Raw genomic sequence first — 18308 nt, 5'->3', positions numbered from 1 at the left:
CCTCATCGCTATTATATTATAACACATTTTTAAATAGTGTCAATATATGTTTCAGCTTTTATGCTCGGTTAAGCCAATCTCTAAATTATCTTTTTCTTCTTCTGCTAAAACAAAGTCTATTTCTCTCCTATCCACATCTACATGAACAACTTTTACATAAACCTCTTTACCTATAGAGTAAACTTTTTTGCTCTTTTCACCAATTAAAACATATCTTTCTGGATCAAAATGGTAATAGTCATCCTCCAATGAAGCAACATCTACTAACCCTTCCACAGTGTTGTCAAGTTCTACAAAAAATCCGTAATTTGTCACGTTGGAAATTATCCCTTTATAAACATTCCCTATTCTATCTGCCATGTACTCTACTTTCTTTAATTCTTCTATTTCTCTTTCTGCAGCTTCTGCTGCTCTTTCTCTCTCAGAAGATTTTAAAGCAATGTCATTTAAAATTCTGTTGTAATGGCGTTGCCTTTTTTTTGTTAATTTTCCATTTATGTATTCTTTGATTATCCTGTGAATTATAAGGTCAGGATATCGCCTTATGGGGGAAGTAAAGTGAGTATAATATTGGGTCGCCAAAGCATAATGGCCAATGTCTTCTGGACTGTATCTTGCTCTTTTTAAAGACCTTAAAAGCAAAGTTTCTACAACTCTTTGCTCACTCTTTCCTCTCACTTGTCTTATTAATTCTTGCAAAGACTTCGGATGTATTTGTCCTCCTTCAATTCCTTTTATATGATACCCCAAATTGTGAATAAACTTATTAAAAGCAATCAGCTTTTCTATATCCGGATGTTCATGAATTCTATAAACAAAAGGTACATTTAACCAATGCATGTGCTCCGCTACCGTTTCATTAGCTGCTAACATAAATTCTTCAATTATCCTGTGAGCTATATTTCTTTCAACTTTTACAATATCTATTGGCTTACCTTTCTCGTCTACTATTACTTTAGCTTCAGGAAAATCAAAATCTACACTGCCTCTTCTTTTCCTCTTCTCTAGCAAAACAAGAGCTAGCTCTTTCATTAGTTTAAAATCTTCCAATAGATACTGATACCTCTTTTTTAATTCTTCATCATTTTCTTCTAAGAGTTTGTAAACATTCGTATATGTCATTCTCTCTTTGCTCTTTATAATGCTTTCAAAAATTTCATGGTCTACAACTTCTCCTTGAGAGTTTATTTTCATTTTAACAGTGAGAGTCAGTCTTTCTTCCTGCGGATTTAAACTGCAAATACCATTAGATAACTTAGGAGGTAACATTGGTATTACTCTATCAATGAAATATACACTACATCCTCTCTTTAATGCTTCTTTATCTAAATGAGAACCTTCTTTTACGTAGTGGCTCACATCTGCAATACTCACATATAAAAGATAATTTTCCTCTGAAAGTTTTTGTACACATACTGCGTCGTCTAAATCTTTTGCATCTTCTCCATCAATTGTGACAAAGTTTAAGTTAGTCAAATCAATTCTTCTCTTTTTTTCTTCTTCAGGAATTTCTGTCGATATCTCTTCTGTTTCCTTTAAAACCTCTTTAGGAAAAATTTCAGGAATATCATATTCCCTTATAATGGACATTACATCTATACCAGGGTCTCCTTTATACCCTAATATTTCTATAATCTCCCCTTCAGGACTTCGCCTTCCTTCAGGCCATTTAGTAATTCTGGCTACAACTTTCATGCCTGTTTTGGCGCCTTTATCTTCTCCTTTAGGAATAAATATATCTTGATGGATCTTTTTGTTGTCTGGTACTACAAAGCCAAAATTTTTACTTTTTTCGTAAGTTCCAACAATAGTTGTATTTGCCCTTTTGAGAATTTTTACAACTTCTCCCTCTTCACTCTTTCCATCCACCCTTTTTGTAACTCTTACCAAAACAGTGTCATCATGCATTGCACCGTTCATGCCGCTTACAGGTATGAATATGTCCTTTATATTGCTATCTTCGGGAATTAAAAAGCCATAGCCTCTTGAATGAAATTCAATCTTACCTTTGACCAAATCTAATCTTTCAGGAAGAGCATATTTACCTCGTTTTGTTTTAAAAACAAGTCCTTCTTTTTCCATCTCTTTTAATATTTTTTCTAAAATGCTTTTTTGACTATAGTCTATCCCTAATATTTTCATTATTTCCTCTATTTTAGAAGGCTTATAATCTTCTTCATTCATTAATTCTAAAAGTTTTTCCTTCACATTCATTCCCATTCCTCACAATCCTATCTGTGGTGCGATTTTTTTCATTTCATTAAGGGCAATCTCTAAAAATTCGTCTAAAGAAATTCCAAATTCTTCACAAGTTTTGATTTGGTCGCGATTTGCTCCTTTAGCAAAAGTCTTATCTTTAAACTTTTTCTTTAATGATTTTACTTGCACCTCCTCCAATTTTTTAGAAGGCATCACATAAGCTGTTGCAGTAATTAAACCTGATAAAGGGTCAACGGCAAAAAGAGCTTTGTCAAGAAGAGTTATCCTCTCAATGCCATGAATTTCATTATGTGCCATAACTGCATGTACTATTTCCTCATCAAGACCATGCTCTCTTAAAATTTCTCCCCCCCTTATACTGTGCAGCTCTGGATTATCCTTAGTTTCTTGGTAGTCTATGTCATGTAATATCCCTGTAACTACCCATCTTTCAACATCTTGTCCTAATCTTTCAGCTAAACCTCCCATTATAGCACCTGTAGCTATCATGTGATTTATTAAAGTCTCATCTGACACATATTCTTTGACAAGCGCTAAGGCCGTGTTTCTATCCATTTAACTCTCCTCCTACTATTAAAGTTACCAATTTTACTTAATATTATAACATGAATGGTCAAAAAACAATAATCTTAAATATCGAGTAGGAGCTGAATAATTATTTTATTCAGCGTCCTCTCACACCACCGTACGTACCGTTCGGTATACGGCGGTTCATTAGGAATTGTGTACAATTAGATATCTTTGGGATAAACTCTTATAACCTATGCTTTCAAAGTATTTATTTGTAAGAGTCTTATTTAGGATTGGGCTATTGGATATTCTCCAGTAGCCTTTCCTTGTATTGGCGTATTCCCAGGCTTTTTGTTCTTCTACTCCTAGTTTTACTAAGTTATCATGCTTCGTTTTTATCTTCTTCCATTGTTTCCATATACATGCCCTTAGTCTTCGCCTTATCCATTCGTCAAGGGTTTTCATTATGCTTTTCGCGTCTGCTAATCCAAAATAGTTGACCCATCCTGTTGTTATTTGATTTAGTCTTTTTATTCTGTTTTCCATGCTTATTCCCTTGTTCCGATTGGTTATTTCTCTTACTTTTTCCTTAAACCTTTTGATGGATTTTTCATGGATTCTTATTCTTACTTCGTTTTCTTTTGTATAGAATGAAAATCCAAGAAATTTTCTTCTCCATGGTCTATCTACAGCACTTTTTGCTTCGTTGACTTTTAGTTTTAATTTGCTTTCTATGAATTTCTTTATGCTCTTCATTACTCTGTTTCCTGCAGACCTGCTTTTTACATATATGTTGCAGTCATCTGCATATCGGCAGAATTTATGCCCTCGTTTCTCAAGTTCTTTGTCTAGTTCGTCCAACATTATGTTTGCTAATAGGGGACTTAATGGCCCTCCTTGGGGTGTCCCTTCTTCTGTTGATATTTTGATTCCGTTTATCATTACTCCTGATTCTAAGTATCTTCGTATTAACCCTCCATGCTTAACAAAGCACAACCATAGATGAAAATAAATTTTCAAGTTGCAAGAAACTAGTTTTTTGGTAAACTAAAATTAACAGGGTCAAAGGTTGATTTAATGCTGATGGATTAATACCTCGTGAATTAACCTAACTTGATTACCTTTGAGCACAACCAATTGTCGCCCCATATTAAGGCAATATGGGAACAGCACGGGTGTTAAGTTTCTTATTTTTCTCAGGTAATCAACCCTGTAATAAATTTAACAGGAGTGAAGAAAATGCAGGATTTACTAGAAGTTTGCTGTGGACTAGATGTTCACAAAGAAACAATAGTGGCTTGTTTGCTTAAAGGTTCTGTCAATGATGAAAAGCCGGAAAAAACGATAAGAACATTTTCCACTTTATTAAAAGACCTTGAAGAATTAAAAACATGGCTTGAAACAGAAAACTGTCATCATGTTGCCATGGAGAGTACAGGGATATACTGGCAACCCGTATATAACGTACTCGAAAGTGCTTTTGATGGTAACATATCAATCATAGTAGCTAATGCAAAACATATGAAGAATGTACCCGGTAAAAAAACTGATATGAAAGATGCAGAATGGATTGCTACTTTATTAAGAGCTGGTCTTTTAAGTGGAAGCTTTATTCCTCCGCAAGAAATTCGAGAATTACGCAACCTTACGAGATATCGCAAAAGCATAATTGAAGAGATATCTTCTCAAAAAAATCGTATAGAGAAGCATTTACAAAGCTGTGGATTTAAGCTTTCAAATTTTTTGACAGATATATTTGGCGTATCAGGTAGAGCGATAATAGACCATATAGCAGAGCATGGAAGTATAACAGCTAAAGAAGTTGAAAATTATGTAAGAGGGAGAGCACGCAGTAAAATAGAAGACATAAAGCTATCAATTAATGGTAGAATGAATAAGCATCAAAGAGAATTTTTAAAGCTTTTACTCAATCATTTAGATGAAACGTATAAACATCTTTATGAGATAGAAGAGAGTATTAATGCTGAGATTGAAAAATACAAGAGACAGATTGAACAGCTAGATGGAATACCTGGCATAGATGTAACGGCAGCTGCTGCAATAATTGCTGAAATAGGTACAGATATGGATAAATTCAAGACTGCAGAGCACATTTGCTCATGGGCAGGATTAAGTCCCGGTAATAATGAAAGTGCGGGAAAAAAAAGTCCACTCGAGTAACAAAAGGAAACACTTATATAAAGAGGATACTGTGTGAAGTAGCATGGAGTATAACCCGCATAAGGGATTCATATCTTGCCACATGGTATTGGAAAGTAAAGCAGCGCCGTGGTACAAAAAAAGCGGTAGTAGCACTTGCCAGGAAAATATTAGTTATCATTTATACTATGCTTAAAAATAACACTGACTATGATGAAAGAATTTTCGATGAAGTGCGAAAGAAACAGGAAATAATTCGCGTTAAACGGATTATTAACGAAGCTCGCAAGTTGGGTTTAGAAGTAACAGTGTCCCAAATTTAAGTAGTATAATTAGATAACTTTACAAAAATTCCCAGCTGATGCTTTTAAAGCATTGGTTTAATATTTATTACCTTTTTTCTGGCTGGATGTTTAAGCCTATGCAGTTGTCAATGTTCAAAATTCTCCTTTTAGATAGTCTATTTTCGTGTTAACTTTAGTACTCTTTTGTCCCCTATCCGCTTTTCTAGTTTGGACATTATTACGTCGTGGTTTACTCTGTCAAAGAACTTTTCTAAGTCCATATCTACAACCCATGTGTATCCTTCATTTATGTATGCTTCTGCGGCTTTTATTGCGTCTTTTGCACTGCGTCCTGGTCTGAATCCATAACTGCTATCAGAAAATGTATGGTTGTAGACTTTATTTAGTATTTGGGCTATTGCTTGTTGTATTAGTCTGTCTAGTACTGTAGGTATTCCTAGTAGTCTTTTTCCTCCATCAGGTTTGGGAATTTCTACTCTTCGCACTGGTTGTGGTTTGTATTTCCCCTCCAGCAGTTGTTGTTTTATGGTTGCCCAGTTTTCTTTGAGATACGGTAGAAGTTCATCTACTCCCATCCCATCGACTCCATGGCTTCCTTTATTTGCAACAACGCGCTTGTATGCTGCTTCCATGTTCCCTCGTTCTACTATCATTTCAAGCATCTTGCCGGTATATCTTTGTACCTCGTTTCTTCCATCTTCCGACGCCGATGATATACTATGCACTTCCGTTGTCTTTTGAAATTCCATTTCTCTATTCAACGGATAGCCTCTTGGTTGAGTTGTCTGCAGTCTCTGCATATCTTTCGAGTCCATAAGATTTCCAAAACCTCCTAACGTTCGGTCCTTCCTTATCTATTATTGTCTAGATAAGTACTATGACCTCTGCTGACTTCTCAAGGTTCAGCCATACATCACTGCATGGGTTGTCACTTCAGATTTTACTTCCATGACTTATCCTTGAGACCTCCCCGGGTAAGAACGATAACTTTCATCTCATATATCTGCCAGATTTACTGTATGGGATTCGGGTAGTGTTGGACTTCGTTTTGTTACGCAAACTCATCCATCCCAATTCAGCCTCTTATCTGGTTCTTGTTCATCAGACCGAGATTTTGCCTTAAGCTTCCTTCAGATTCCACCTCACGATGGACACCCTTGCTCTTGGCTAGTGGTTCCCACTACCAAGCCCACAGCGGACTTTCACCGCCTAGTTATCGCCCATGCCGGGCGCACGTACAAAGGCAGCAAATTTGATTTGCTGCCTTTGAAATTAATTATTTATTATCGTATTTTATTGCCGCCTGAGCAGCAGCCAGTCTTGCAATAGGGACTCTGTATGGTGAGCAGGAGACATAATCAAGACCTACTTTGTGGCAGAACTCAATAGAAGATGGGTCTCCACCGTGTTCACCACATATACCTACTTCAAGGTCAGGTCTTGTCTGCCTTCCAAGCTTAGTACCCATTTCTACTAACTTGCCAACACCCTCTTGGTCAAGCTTAGCAAATGGATCAAATTCATATATCTTCTTTTCATAATAAGTTTCAAGGAATTTGCCAGCGTCATCCCTTGAGAAACCGAAAGTCATCTGAGTTAAGTCATTAGTACCAAAGGAGAAGAATTCTGCTTCCTTAGCAATTTGGTCAGCTGTAAGAGCTGCTCTTGGTACCTCTATCATTGTTCCTACAAGGTATTTTATTTCAACATTGTTTTGTTTTATAACTTCGTCAGCTACTTTTACTATTATGTCTTTGAGGTATTTAAGCTCTTTAAGTTCACCTACAAGTGGTATCATAATCTGCGGTTTTACGTCTTTGCCTGTTTTCTTCTTTACGTTTATAGCAGCCTCTATAATAGCTCTTGTCTGCATTTCAGCAATTTCTGGATAGGTTATAGCTAATCTACAGCCTCTATGACCTAACATTGGGTTAAACTCTTTTAAGCTTTCTACTGTTGCTTTTAGCTCTTCAAAAGTTATCCCCATGTTTTCTGCAAGTTCTTTAATTTCTTCATCTGTATGAGGTAAGAATTCATGCAATGGTGGATCTAAAAGGCGTATAGTAACAGGGAATTCACCCATAACTTCAAACAAACCTTCAAAGTCTGACCTTTGCATAGGCAATAGTTTTTCTAAAGCTTTTCTTCTTTGTTCTTCTGTCTTTGAGACAATCATTTCTCTCATAGCAGGAATTCTATCTTCATCAAAGAACATATGCTCTGTCCTGCAAAGGCCTATTCCTTCAGCACCAAACTGAACTGCAACTTTTGCATCTCTTGGTATATCTGCATTAGTTTTTACTTTTAATTTTCTATATTTGTCTGCCCAGCTCATGAGAGTTGCAAAATCTCCAGTTAGCTCAGGTGTAACAGTCTTTATTTCACCAATGTAAACATTGCCTGTGCTACCATCTATAGATATGTAGTCTCCCTCATGAACTTCTATATCGCCAATTCTCATTACTTTTGCTTGCTCGTCTATCTTTGCATCGCCACAACCTACTACGCAAGCTGTACCCATACCTCTTGCAACAACAGCTGCGTGAGATGTCATACCACCACGAGTTGTAAGTATTCCTTGTGCTACAGACATACCTTCAATGTCATCTGGAGATGTCTCTGTTCTTACAAGAATTACTCTCTCTCCTCTTGATTTCGCAGCTTCTATTGCTTCATCAGCAGTAAAATATACTTTTCCTGATGCAGCACCAGGAGAAGCAGGTAAACCTTTTGCAACAGGCTTAGCAGCTTTCAACGCATTTGGTTCAAAGGTTGGATGCAATAACTGATCTAATTGCTTTGGATCTACTCTTAAGACTGCTGTTTTTTCATCTATTAAACCTTCAGCCACTAAGTCTACAGCTACTTTCAAAGCTGCTTGAGCAGTTCTCTTTCCGTTTCTTGTCTGTAGCATGTAGAGTTTACCTTTTTCAATAGTAAACTCTATGTCCTGCATGTCTTTGTAGTGTTTCTCCAATTTCTCAGCAATTTCTGCAAATTGGTTATAAACTTCTGGCATAGTCTCTTTCAAAGTTGAAATTGGTTGAGGCGTTCTAATACCTGCAACAACGTCTTCACCTTGAGCATTCATCAAGAATTCGCCAAATAAAGCCTTTTCACCAGTCGCGGGATTCCTTGTGAAAGCAACACCTGTACCTGAATCATTACCCATGTTGCCAAATACCATTGATTGGACATTTACTGCTGTACCCCAATCACTTGGTATGTCGTTAAGTCTTCTGTACACTATAGCCCTTGGATTATCCCAAGACCTAAATACTGCTTTTACAGCTTCCAGAAGTTGTTCTTTTGGATCTTGTGGGAAGTCTACTCCCATTTCTTTTTTATAAAGTTCTTTAAATCTTTTTACTACCTCTTTGAGGTTTTCAGCTGTTAAATCTGTATCAAATTTTGCACCATTTTCCTCTTTTACTTCATCTAAAATAGCTTCAAATTTATTCTTGTCAATTCCCATTACAACATCTGAGAACATTTGAATAAATCTTCTATAGCTGTCATAGGCAAATCTTTCATTGTTTGTAGCTTTAGCAAGGCCTTCTACTGTTTCGTCATTTAAACCAAGGTTTAAAATAGTATCCATCATACCTGGCATTGAAACTCTCGCGCCAGACCTTACAGATACTAATAAAGGATTTGTTGGGTCTCCAAATTTTTTACCTGTAATTTCTTCTAATTTAGCCATATATTCATAGATTTGTTCAACAATTTCTGGAGCTATAGTCTTACCATCTTGATAGTACCTTGTACAAGCCTCAGTGGTGACTGTAAATCCTTGGGGAACAGGTAAACCCAACTTCGTCATTTCAGCAAGATTTGCGCCTTTTCCTCCTAAGAGGTCTCTCATTGAAGCATCGCCTTCACTAAATAAATACACATACTTTTTACTCATGAAATCTCTCCTCCTTTTAATACGTTTAATATAACATTAGCTGTTTCTTCTACAGCTTTATTTGTAACATCGATTACAGTACACCCTAATCTCTTCATCACCTCCTCAGCATATTTTATCTCTTTTTTAACTCTTTCTTCAGTAGCGTATATGGCATTAGCATCAAGGCCAAGAGATTTTAATCTCTCTTTCCTTATTTTTACCAAAACTTCAGGGTCTATAGTTAACCCAAATATTTTTTTAGGGTTGATTTCAAATAATTCTTGAGGTGGTTCAATTTCTGGCACTAAGGGTAAATTAGCAGCTTTTATGTATTTATGAGCAAGATACATGCATAAAGGAGTTTTGGATGTTCTAGAAACCCCTATAACAACTACATCGGCCAATAGTATACCCATTGCATCTTTACCATCATCATATTTTACGGCAAATTCTATTACTTCGATTTTTTTCAAATAATCTTCTTTATTATTTTTTGCTAAATTGGTATGGGGGGATATACCAGTACTATCTTCAATAGCATTTATCACTGGTCCCATTACATCTACTATTTTTATGCCAAATTTCTGTGCTTTTTTAAGAAGATAATCTTTTAATTCCGGGACCACCATAGTATGGATTATTATGCTATTTGCATCATTAGCTGCCTCCATGATAATCTCTTCTATTTGATTTTTATCTCCAACATAAGAATATTTTTTTATTTTTTCTATAAAAGTATCAAAGTGGGCAGCAGCAATACTCGCAATGTTTTCTGCTGTGTCTACATTAGAATCTGAAACCAAGTAAATTGATACTCCTTCTTCCATTAAAAATCCCCCTAACCTTCCCCAAGCTTTACAAACAATTTAGTAATGTTGGTCTTTGAAATCCTTCCTGTCACTTTGTATCCTTGTTTTCCATCACTTCCCACTACAGGCTCAACTACAGGAAGACTGTCTACTTCGTGCTCTATAATTTTAACAGCAGCATTATACACAGGCTCATCATCATAAGTTGTAACTATGTTAGGCATACGGGTCATAATTATTCCCACCGGGACCTTATAAATATCAGTGTTGCCTATTGCGATTTTTAAAAAGTCTTTTCTTGAAACAGCGCCGGTTAAAAATCCTCCATCCTGTACAAAAATTGTCCCGACATCTTTTAAAAAAAGTGTTACAATGGCATCATACACTGATGTACTTTCCTCTACCACTACAGGTAAAGACTTGATATCTTTTACTTTTATGCTCTTTATATAATCTTCTACTAAACTGAGGGGTGATTTTCCTGTATAAAAATATCCCACTTTTGGCCTCGCCTCTAAGATCCCAGACATAGTTAATATTGCCAAATCCGGTCTTAAAGTCGCTCTTGTGACATTTAATTTCTCAGCTATTTGTTCCCCTGTAATGGGTTGATGTTTCTTGACAATGTCAATAATTATATGCTGGCGGTTTGTCAGTTGAATCTTTATCACCCCTTTAAAGTTTTTGACAATTTATACTTTCCTCTGTCGTTTCATAAACGTTTTCTATCGGTTTATCACTTTAGTATAATTATATCACAACTTTATAAGATAACCAACTTTCTTTTTCGTTTCCTTCCTATTATATCACAAATTATTGCAACATAAAAAATCAAGGAAATCAGTTAAAAAGCCTGATTCCCTTAAAAATTTAACCTTTCTTCAAGATATTTCTCTACTTCTTCAATTTTTATTCTCACTTGTTGCATAGTATCTCTATCTCTTATGGTTACACAATGGTCATTTTCCGAATCAAAGTCATAAGTAATACAGAAAGGCGTGCCTATCTCATCCTGTCTTCTATACCTTTTACCTATGCTTCCTGTCTCATCGTAATCTACTACGAATTTATTTCTCAACTGGTCATAAAGCTTATAGGCATTTTCTGATAATTTCTTGGATAATGGAAGCACTGCTGCCTTAATGGGAGCAAGAGCAGGATGAAGCCTTAAAACCACTCTAGTTTCTCCATCTTCTAACTCTTCTTCTTCATAGGCATCTATTAAAAATGCCAACATTAACCTATCTACCCCAACAGAAGGCTCAATGCAATATGGTATGTACTTTTCTCCTGTTACAGGGTCCATATAAGACAGGTCAACTCCAGAATGTTCCATGTGTTGCCTTAAATCAAAATCTGTTCTATTAGCTATTCCCCACAACTCTCCCCATCCAAAGGGAAAATTATATTCTATGTCTGTGGTAGCAGTACTATAATGAGACAATTCTTCTTTTTTATGGTCTCTAAATCTTAAGTTTTCTTCTTTTAAGCCGAATTCTAAAAGCCAATCCATGCAATATTTTCTCCAGTAACTAAACCATTCCATATCTTCTCCCGGTTTACAGAAAAATTCTAATTCCATCTGTTCAAATTCTCTCGTTCTGAATATGAAATTACCAGGAGTAATTTCATTTCTAAAAGATTTACCAATTTGCCCTATTCCAAAAGGTATTTTCTTACGAGTTGTCCTTTGAACGTTTTTAAAGTTCACAAAAATTCCTTGTGCGGTTTCAGGTCGCAAATACACTTCTGATTTAGAATCTTCTGTAACACCTTGATAGGTTTTAAACATGAGATTAAACTTCCTAATATCGGTAAAATTATAGGCACCACATTTTGGACAGGGCACTTTATGCTCTTTTATAAATTCCATCAATTGTTCATTTGTCCAACCTTCAATAGAAATATTTAATTCCTTTTCTTTAATGTAGTCTTCAATCAATTGGTCAGCTCTAAATCTTGATTTGCACTCTTTACAGTCCATTAAAGGATCGCTAAAACTGCTAACATGACCTGATGCAACCCACACTTCTGGATTCATCAAAATTGCAGTATCAATTCCTACGTTATAAGGACTTTGTTGAATAAATCTTTTCCACCACATCCTCTTAATATTGTTTTTAAGTTCTACTCCCAGAGGTCCATAATCCCAAGTATTAGCAAGTCCTCCATATATTTCAGACCCCGGAAAAACAAACCCTCTGTTTTTTGCAAGGGCAACTATTTTATCCATTGTGACTGCTTGTGACATTTAATAACACTCCTTTTTCTCTCGCAATTATACAAAAACCCTTCATCCCTTTTGGGAAGAAAGGTTTTTGACGTTACTTATTTAAGAATACCAAAGAGACAAGTTTCTGTCAATCTTTTTTCTTTTCTTCTTTTAATACGGTTACGCTTTTATCATGTTTTTCAACTTCAATTGTGCAATTAGCTAAAAGCGCTACTGCCGCTCCCACTAACGTCAACTGAGGAATGATAACTGCAGAAATAGCACCTGCAGTTACAGGAATCTCCAAAAGAACTTTATCGTCTTTTTTTATTCTTATTTTTGTAACATTACCTTTTTTAATTAATTCTTTTATTTTTTCCATAACTTCTGAACCTGCGACTGTAAAGGTCTCAGTCCAACTTTTTCTATTCTCTTCTATATATATCAATGCGTCTACAACACTGCCACCTGACTTTTCTAATGCTTCTTTTGCTTCTTTATAACTTACTCCCATTCTCTCTACTATCATATCTATTTTTTCTAATTCTTCATCTAACACGTTAAACCCTCCTTTCACATATTTTGTAACTTGTCAATAAAATCTTTTGATTTAAACTCTATTTCAAGATGTTCTTTCATATAGGCTGTTATTATTTTATCCACTTCTTCTTTTATAACTCCTGAAACTTTAATATTTTGAAGCTTGTCATAATCTCCTTTAAGAAAATACTTTATAGCTTTTAATGTTACTTCATGTAATGGCTTGGCGTCAAAACATTTATTTTTGCAGTTTATACACACTGCACCCCCGCAGGAATTAGAAAAATATTTTAAATTCTCTCTTTTTCCACAGACAACACAATTATCAAGTTGAGGCATATATCCCAATAAAGAAACTAATTTTAAGTTATAAGAAGAAATAAAAATTAAAGGGTCTATTTGTAGCTCGTCAACTGCTTTTAAAGAATGTTTTAAAAACAGATACAGCCTCTCGCTTTTTTGATTTTCCTCTAAAATTTTGTTTATAGTTTCGGCAATATACGAAGCTACAGAAAATTTAGCTAAGTCTTTTTCTATATTTTTATGAGCTTCGATTAACTCCCATTGGTCAATATAGTAATAATTTTGCCCCTCAAAAATAACATAATTGGCAACAACAAAAGGCCTTATTGCATTCACAAATCGGCTCTTTGATCGCCTTGCCCCTTTTGCCACTGCCTGGAGTTTGCCATAGCTTTTAGTAAAAAGGGTGGCTATTTTGTCTGTTTCACCTATTAAATTGTTTTTTAATACTATTGCTTCTGTTTTTAACAAGCGCATTTTTTATCAACTCATTTTTAGTTTATTCCATTCCTCCACAATCTTAACGCCTGCACTTGCCCCAATGCGATTAGCTCCTGCTTCAATCATCGCCTTAGCATCTTCAGCAGTTCTTACACCGCCAGAGGCTTTAACACCAAAGTTTTCACCAACTGCCTGTCTCATTAATTTTACATCCTCTACCGTCGCTCCACCTGGCCCAAAACCAGTAGAAGTCTTAACAAAATCAGCACCTGCTTCTTTTGTGATCTGACATGCTTTTACCTTTTCTTCATCAGTGAGATAGCAGGTTTCTAAAATTACTTTTACAACTATATCTCCATAGGATTTTACCGCTTTCACAACTTCTTCAATTTCTTTTTTTACATAGTCGTAATCTCCACTCTTCAACATGCTTATATTTAATACCATGTCAACTTCTGTCGCACCTTTTTTAACCGCTTCAACTGCTTCAAATACTTTGGTTTCGATAGTATTTGCACCTAATGGAAAACCTATCACTGTGCAAACTTTAACATCTGTATCTTTTAACATACTATAGGCAAGGTCTACAAAGCAGGGGTTTATGCAGACAGAAGCAAATCCATACTCTTTTGCCTCATTACAAAGCTTTTCTATCTCGCTTTTTGTCGCATTTGGTTTTAATAAAGTGTGGTCAATCATTTTTGCTATGTTCATAATATAACCTCCTTTTGTTTTCACTAAATACTTTACTATTCGTAAGTTTTCTTGTCAATGGCATATCCTAATTTTTTAAGTAACGTTGTATTGTCTCTCCACCCCTTCCTCGTCTTTACCCATAGGTCAAGAAAAACCTGTTTTCCATAAAATTCTTCTAAATCAAGTCGCGCACTTTGACCTATCTTTTTTAGCATTTGCCCATTTTTGCCTATAATAATTCCTTTGTGGGACTCTTTCTCACAGTAAATATATGCTTCAATGTCTATTATATCTTTATCTTCCCTCTCTTTAATAGATTCTACTTCCACATAAACACCGTGAGGTACTTCTTCCTCTAAAAAGTGTAACATCTTCTCTCGAATTATTTCTGCCACTATTAATTTTTCGGGCTGATCTGTTATATAATCATCCAAATAATATTTGGGGCCTTCTGGCAAAAGTGATACAATTTTTTCTTTTAACAAATCTATATTTTTATTTTCAATAGCAGAAATAGCTACTACATCTTTAAACTCATATTGCTCTTTAAAAATTTTTATAGTCTCTTCTACTCTTTCCTCAGGCACCAAATCTATTTTGTTGACTACAAGTATGACAGGTGTATCTACTTCTTTTAAATGTTCGATTATGTATCTATCTCCAGGTCCTACTTCCGTATCTGGTTCTATCATATACAAAATAAGGTCAACTTCTTTCAATGTTCTTTTAGCTACCTCAATCATAAATTCGCTTAATTTAGATTTAGGTTTATGAATGCCAGGAGTGTCAACAAAAATAACCTGGTATTCATCTGTTGTCAAAATCCCATGAATGGTATTTCGAGTAGTTTGGGGTTTGGGAGAAGTAATAGCAATCTTCTCTTGTAAAATTGCATTTAAAAGAGTAGATTTACCTACATTAGTTCTACCAACTAATGCTACAAAACCAGCTTTATGGCCCATATCATCACTCCTTATTTGATTATTTGAAAAATCAACACTGTAATCAATATCCCAAATAAACCTCCAAAAAATACCTGAGAAAAAGAGTGGATTTTACCTTCTACTCTGCTTTCAGCCACCATAAGAGCAAGTAAAAAACCTAAAGTGGCAATAAAAGCATTTGCTGTCATAAAAGTTATAGCTGTCGCAGTAGCAAAAGCAATAGCACTATGAGCGCTGGGCATTCCTCCCCTCATAGGAGTTCCTTCTTTAAAATGCACCTTTAAAATTACAGTCAAAAACACTACAACTAAAAGACTTATAACTGTGATATGAATGGGTGACTCTCTAAGCTTTAATAAAATTATTTTTGTCCAAGGATTTACTCTATCAAAAAATATTAAATAAGCTACAAGAATGGCATTTATCGCGGATATAAGAACTGCTCCTGCAGCTACATTTTTCGCAACCTTAGCCAAAGGATTATAATTTTTAACCATCATGTCAATTGTGGTTTCAATAGCCGTATTTATCATTTCAGAAATTAAAACTAAAGAAATTGTAAATAAAATTACCACAAATTCTACCCTGGAAAGGTCCAAAAAAAGGCAAAAGAATAATACCAATATTGCTATGGCAAAGTGAATCTTCATGTTTCTTTGGGTTTTAAAAGCATGTAAAATGCCATCTATCGCATAATTAAAGCTGTCAATTAAATTTCTCGATTTCACAAAATCACCGCCCAATATTAAGCCTTGCCATAACTTCCTCTTCTTTTTCCCTCATAATTTTTCTTTCTTCTTCAGTTTCATGGTCATAACCCAAAAGATGCAACATGCTGTGAGCTGTTAAATAAGCTACTTCTCTTTCAAAGGAATGTCCATATTCTATTGACTGCTCTAATGCTTTTTCTAAAGAAATAACTATATCTCCTATTGGCTGTACCTCTTCTGAATCTTCCTCTATTTTCTCAACTTCCCCATAAGTCTCTTCAAACTCTGCTAAAGGAAATGACAAAACATCTGTCGGCTTATCTATGCCCCTATAATATTTATTTAATTTTCTAATTTCCTCATTATCCACAAAGGACACACTTACTTCAACATTATCAATAACCTCTTCTACCTCTAATACTGTTTTTATAACTTTTTCCACCAATTCTTCCAAATTTATTGCATCAACTTTATCTTGTCTGTTGTCTATCAAAATGTTCATTCTAACACCTCTTTATTTTGATTTGGTTCAATATCAGGATACTCAATTCTTTTATGAAACATACCAGTTAAAGCAGTCAAAAAAGAATTTTTTATAGTTTTAATATCTTTTAAAGTTAAATCGCTATCTTCCAACTGACCATCATTTAATCTATCTGCCATGATTTTTTCAATCATATTCTTTATATTTTCCTCAGTAGGTTCAGGAATAGACCTCACAGCTGCTTCTACAGAATCTGCCAACATCAAAATGGCAGACTCTTTGGTAGAAGGTTTTGGACCTGGATATCTAAAAGATTCTTCTTCGCAAGATTCCTCTTCATTTTGTAAAGCCTTAGTATAAAAGTATTTCACTAAGGAAGTACCATGGTGTTCTTTTATCAAATCAATGACTTGTTGAGGAAGTTTATACTTTTTAGCTAATTCCACCCCATCTTTTACATGGGAAATTATTACTAATGTACTTAAATCAGGAGAAATTTTGTCATGCAAATTTTCTCCTGAAAGCTGGTTCTCTTTGAAAAAATAAGGTCTTTTAATTTTACCTATATCATGGTAATAAGCCCCCACTCTAACTAACAAACTGTTCGCTCCAATAGCATCAGAAGCAGCTTCTGCGAGATTTGCTACTACCATGCTGTGGTGATAAGTCCCAGGAGCATCCATTATAAGTTTTTTAAGAAGCGGATTATTTGGATTTGACAGCTCTAAAAGTTTTAAAGGAGTTAAGATATCAAAAGCTGTTTCCCAAAAAGGCAAAGTACCAATAACCAAAATTATACTAAAAGTTCCACTGACAATTCCCCATAAACTGCTTTTTAATACAGAAATTATATCATTGCTATTTAAAAGCCCTATTCCTACAATACTTACAAGATTTACCCCACTGACGTAAAGACCCGCTTTTACAAAATCTAAACGTTGCTTAGAATGAGAAAGTTTTACTGCACCAATCAATCCCCCTAGCAATGACATAAAAATAAATTCTTGGTTAAAACCAACCATTAAGCCTACTAAAAGAGAATAAATTATGTCAATCATAATAGCAATATAAGGATCTATTAAAACAGAAATTAGCATAGGCAAAGTAGCAGCAGGAATTAAAAGCGGTTCAATCTCTTTAAAGGCAACAGCTAATAAAAGATAAAAAATACCTGTTAAGCACAACAATTCAATGTACATTTTTTTTGTAGTAATCTTTTTGTCCAATTTTATAATATAATACACTGATAAAAAAAGTGACAAGCCTAAAATCAAAAATAAGCCTATTATCATTCCATAGTCAATCTTACTGCTACCTTTTAAGAGACCTAAAGATTTCAAAACCTCAATTTGTTGTTGTGTCACCACTTCTCCACTGACTACGATATTTTGTCCTTTTTTATACATAACCGGCTGTACTCTTTCCTCTGCTTCTTTTTTAGCAAGGTTTGTCTCATAGGCATTATATATCATATTAGGAACAATAACAGAAGATAAAATCTTAACAGCTACTGGTTTTACTTCTTCAGAAATATCAGAACTTTCTACAACACTCTTGGCATCGTTTAAAACAGTAGGCAAAGCATCTTCTGTAATCTGCCTTGCCATAATTGCTTTTTCTGTCGATAATACCACCGATTCCATGTTTATAAGGGTATTATCATCTATTTTTAAAAGCAAAGCCACGTCATTATCTTCTAAACCTATGGGACTTACAGCTTTAAAGTCCTGCAATTTCTTTTCTTCTGTTTCTGAAGATTTGCGTACATCTCTCAATTTATTAAAAAAATCAACCAGCTTAAGATAAGATTCTTTGGCAATATTTTCATTATAATCATATTTGGGATTTACCGCATTTACTGCTTCCTCTATTTTCTTTTGAGTAGCAACTACATCTACTACATCTTTAGGAGCTTTTATGTCTTGAGTAGCTACGTCCCCAGCTTTTAAGTCAAATTTTGGAGGCGTTACACTAGTATAAACTAAGGCATAGGAAGAAACAAAATAAAAAATAACAAAAAAAATGATTATCAATTGCTCATTTTTAATTATATTTTTTATATGTTTGTCCAGTTTTTTCATG

The 18308-nt window shown here is 34.8% G+C and carries 13 protein-coding genes and 3 pseudogenes; 1 reads left to right on the top strand and 15 read right to left on the bottom strand.

Annotated features, from left to right (window positions below):
* Positions 1–51: 51 nt before the first annotated feature.
* The 3 genes and pseudogenes from rnr to EB239_RS07595 all read right to left on the bottom strand — a co-directional run.
* A complete protein-coding gene (gene rnr, locus EB239_RS07605; RefSeq protein ID WP_003869492.1) occupies positions 52–2214 on the bottom strand; it encodes a ribonuclease R in 2163 nt (720 codons plus the stop codon).
* 9 nt (positions 2215–2223) lie between these two features.
* Entirely contained in the window at positions 2224–2775 is a 552-nt protein-coding gene (locus EB239_RS07600) for an HD domain-containing protein (protein ID WP_003869493.1), read from the bottom strand.
* Between the two features lie 159 nt (positions 2776–2934).
* A pseudogene (locus EB239_RS07595) lies at positions 2935–3702 on the bottom strand (group II intron maturase-specific domain-containing protein); the annotation flags it as partial.
* Positions 3703–3969: 267 nt separating this feature from the next.
* On the opposite strand from EB239_RS07595, the pseudogene EB239_RS07590 reads away from it, so the two are divergent.
* Positions 3970–5213, top strand: a pseudogene (locus tag EB239_RS07590) (IS110 family transposase).
* Between the two features lie 140 nt (positions 5214–5353).
* On the opposite strand, the pseudogene EB239_RS07585 reads toward EB239_RS07590, so the two are convergent.
* The 12 genes and pseudogenes from EB239_RS07585 to EB239_RS07525 form a co-directional block, all read right to left on the bottom strand.
* Positions 5354–6010, bottom strand: a pseudogene (locus tag EB239_RS07585) (reverse transcriptase domain-containing protein); the annotation flags it as partial.
* A 461-nt stretch (positions 6011–6471) separates the two neighbouring features.
* On the bottom strand, positions 6472–9105 hold the full coding sequence (gene ppdK, locus EB239_RS07575; RefSeq protein ID WP_003869497.1) for a pyruvate, phosphate dikinase: 2634 nt from the start codon (positions 9103–9105) through the stop codon (positions 6472–6474).
* On the bottom strand, positions 9102–9914 hold the full coding sequence (locus tag EB239_RS07570) for a pyruvate, water dikinase regulatory protein (protein ID WP_003869498.1): 813 nt from the start codon (positions 9912–9914) through the stop codon (positions 9102–9104). The genes ppdK and EB239_RS07570 overlap by 4 nt, the downstream gene beginning before the upstream one ends.
* An 11-nt stretch (positions 9915–9925) precedes the next feature.
* Positions 9926–10567: a helix-turn-helix transcriptional regulator gene (locus EB239_RS07565; protein WP_003867910.1), complete on the bottom strand. Its 642-nt coding sequence runs from the start codon at positions 10565–10567 to the stop codon at positions 9926–9928.
* Between the two features lie 191 nt (positions 10568–10758).
* Complete coding sequence (locus EB239_RS07560) at positions 10759–12147, bottom strand: glycine--tRNA ligase (protein WP_003869499.1); 1389 nt, start codon at positions 12145–12147, stop codon at positions 10759–10761.
* A 109-nt stretch (positions 12148–12256) separates the two neighbouring features.
* A complete protein-coding gene (locus tag EB239_RS07555; RefSeq protein ID WP_003869500.1) occupies positions 12257–12667 on the bottom strand; it encodes a DUF4342 domain-containing protein in 411 nt (136 codons plus the stop codon).
* Between the two features lie 14 nt (positions 12668–12681).
* Positions 12682–13428 (bottom strand): DNA repair protein RecO, encoded by a 747-nt coding sequence (gene recO / locus EB239_RS07550; RefSeq protein ID WP_003869501.1) that lies wholly within the window; start codon positions 13426–13428, stop codon positions 12682–12684.
* A 6-nt stretch (positions 13429–13434) separates the two neighbouring features.
* Positions 13435–14106, bottom strand: a complete 672-nt coding sequence (gene deoC, locus EB239_RS07545) for a deoxyribose-phosphate aldolase (RefSeq protein WP_003869502.1) — start codon at positions 14104–14106, stop codon at positions 13435–13437.
* 35 nt (positions 14107–14141) lie between these two features.
* Positions 14142–15050: a GTPase Era gene (gene era / locus EB239_RS07540; RefSeq protein ID WP_003869503.1), complete on the bottom strand. Its 909-nt coding sequence runs from the start codon at positions 15048–15050 to the stop codon at positions 14142–14144.
* 11 nt (positions 15051–15061) lie between these two features.
* Entirely contained in the window at positions 15062–15760 is a 699-nt protein-coding gene (locus EB239_RS07535) for a diacylglycerol kinase (protein ID WP_003869504.1), read from the bottom strand.
* A 4-nt stretch (positions 15761–15764) separates the two neighbouring features.
* Positions 15765–16244, bottom strand: coding sequence for an rRNA maturation RNase YbeY (gene ybeY / locus EB239_RS07530; RefSeq protein WP_003869505.1), 480 nt, complete (start codon positions 16242–16244; stop codon positions 15765–15767).
* Complete coding sequence (locus EB239_RS07525; RefSeq protein WP_003869506.1) at positions 16241–18307, bottom strand: HD family phosphohydrolase; 2067 nt, start codon at positions 18305–18307, stop codon at positions 16241–16243. Before EB239_RS07525 ends, ybeY begins: the two co-directional genes overlap by 4 nt.
* Between the last annotated feature and the right edge of the window lies 1 nt (position 18308).

The sequence above is a fragment of the Thermoanaerobacter ethanolicus JW 200 genome, from assembly GCF_003722315.1.
In the GTDB taxonomy this organism is placed as follows: domain Bacteria; phylum Bacillota; class Thermoanaerobacteria; order Thermoanaerobacterales; family Thermoanaerobacteraceae; genus Thermoanaerobacter; species Thermoanaerobacter ethanolicus.
Note: the sequence above shows the minus strand (reverse complement) of the source record. Positions and strands in the feature narration are given on the sequence as shown.

What these genes read in the sequence shown, in the direction of transcription:
- ppdK (WP_003869497.1), bottom strand. Translation starts at nt 9,105, where the DNA reads ATGAGTAAAAAGTATGTGTATTTATTTAGTGAAGGCGATGCTTCAATG.
- era (WP_003869503.1), bottom strand. Translation starts at nt 15,050, where the DNA reads ATGGGCCATAAAGCTGGTTTTGTAGCATTAGTTGGTAGAACTAATGTA.
- EB239_RS07570 (WP_003869498.1), bottom strand. Translation starts at nt 9,914, where the DNA reads ATGGAAGAAGGAGTATCAATTTACTTGGTTTCAGATTCTAATGTAGAC.
- recO (WP_003869501.1), bottom strand. Translation starts at nt 13,428, where the DNA reads ATGCGCTTGTTAAAAACAGAAGCAATAGTATTAAAAAACAATTTAATA.
- EB239_RS07525 (WP_003869506.1), bottom strand. Translation starts at nt 18,307, where the DNA reads ATGAAAAAACTGGACAAACATATAAAAAATATAATTAAAAATGAGCAA.
- ybeY (WP_003869505.1), bottom strand. Translation starts at nt 16,244, where the DNA reads ATGAACATTTTGATAGACAACAGACAAGATAAAGTTGATGCAATAAAT.
- deoC (WP_003869502.1), bottom strand. Translation starts at nt 14,106, where the DNA reads ATGAACATAGCAAAAATGATTGACCACACTTTATTAAAACCAAATGCG.
- rnr (WP_003869492.1), bottom strand. Translation starts at nt 2,214, where the DNA reads ATGAATGTGAAGGAAAAACTTTTAGAATTAATGAATGAAGAAGATTAT.
- EB239_RS07600 (WP_003869493.1), bottom strand. Translation starts at nt 2,775, where the DNA reads ATGGATAGAAACACGGCCTTAGCGCTTGTCAAAGAATATGTGTCAGAT.
- EB239_RS07560 (WP_003869499.1), bottom strand. Translation starts at nt 12,147, where the DNA reads ATGTCACAAGCAGTCACAATGGATAAAATAGTTGCCCTTGCAAAAAAC.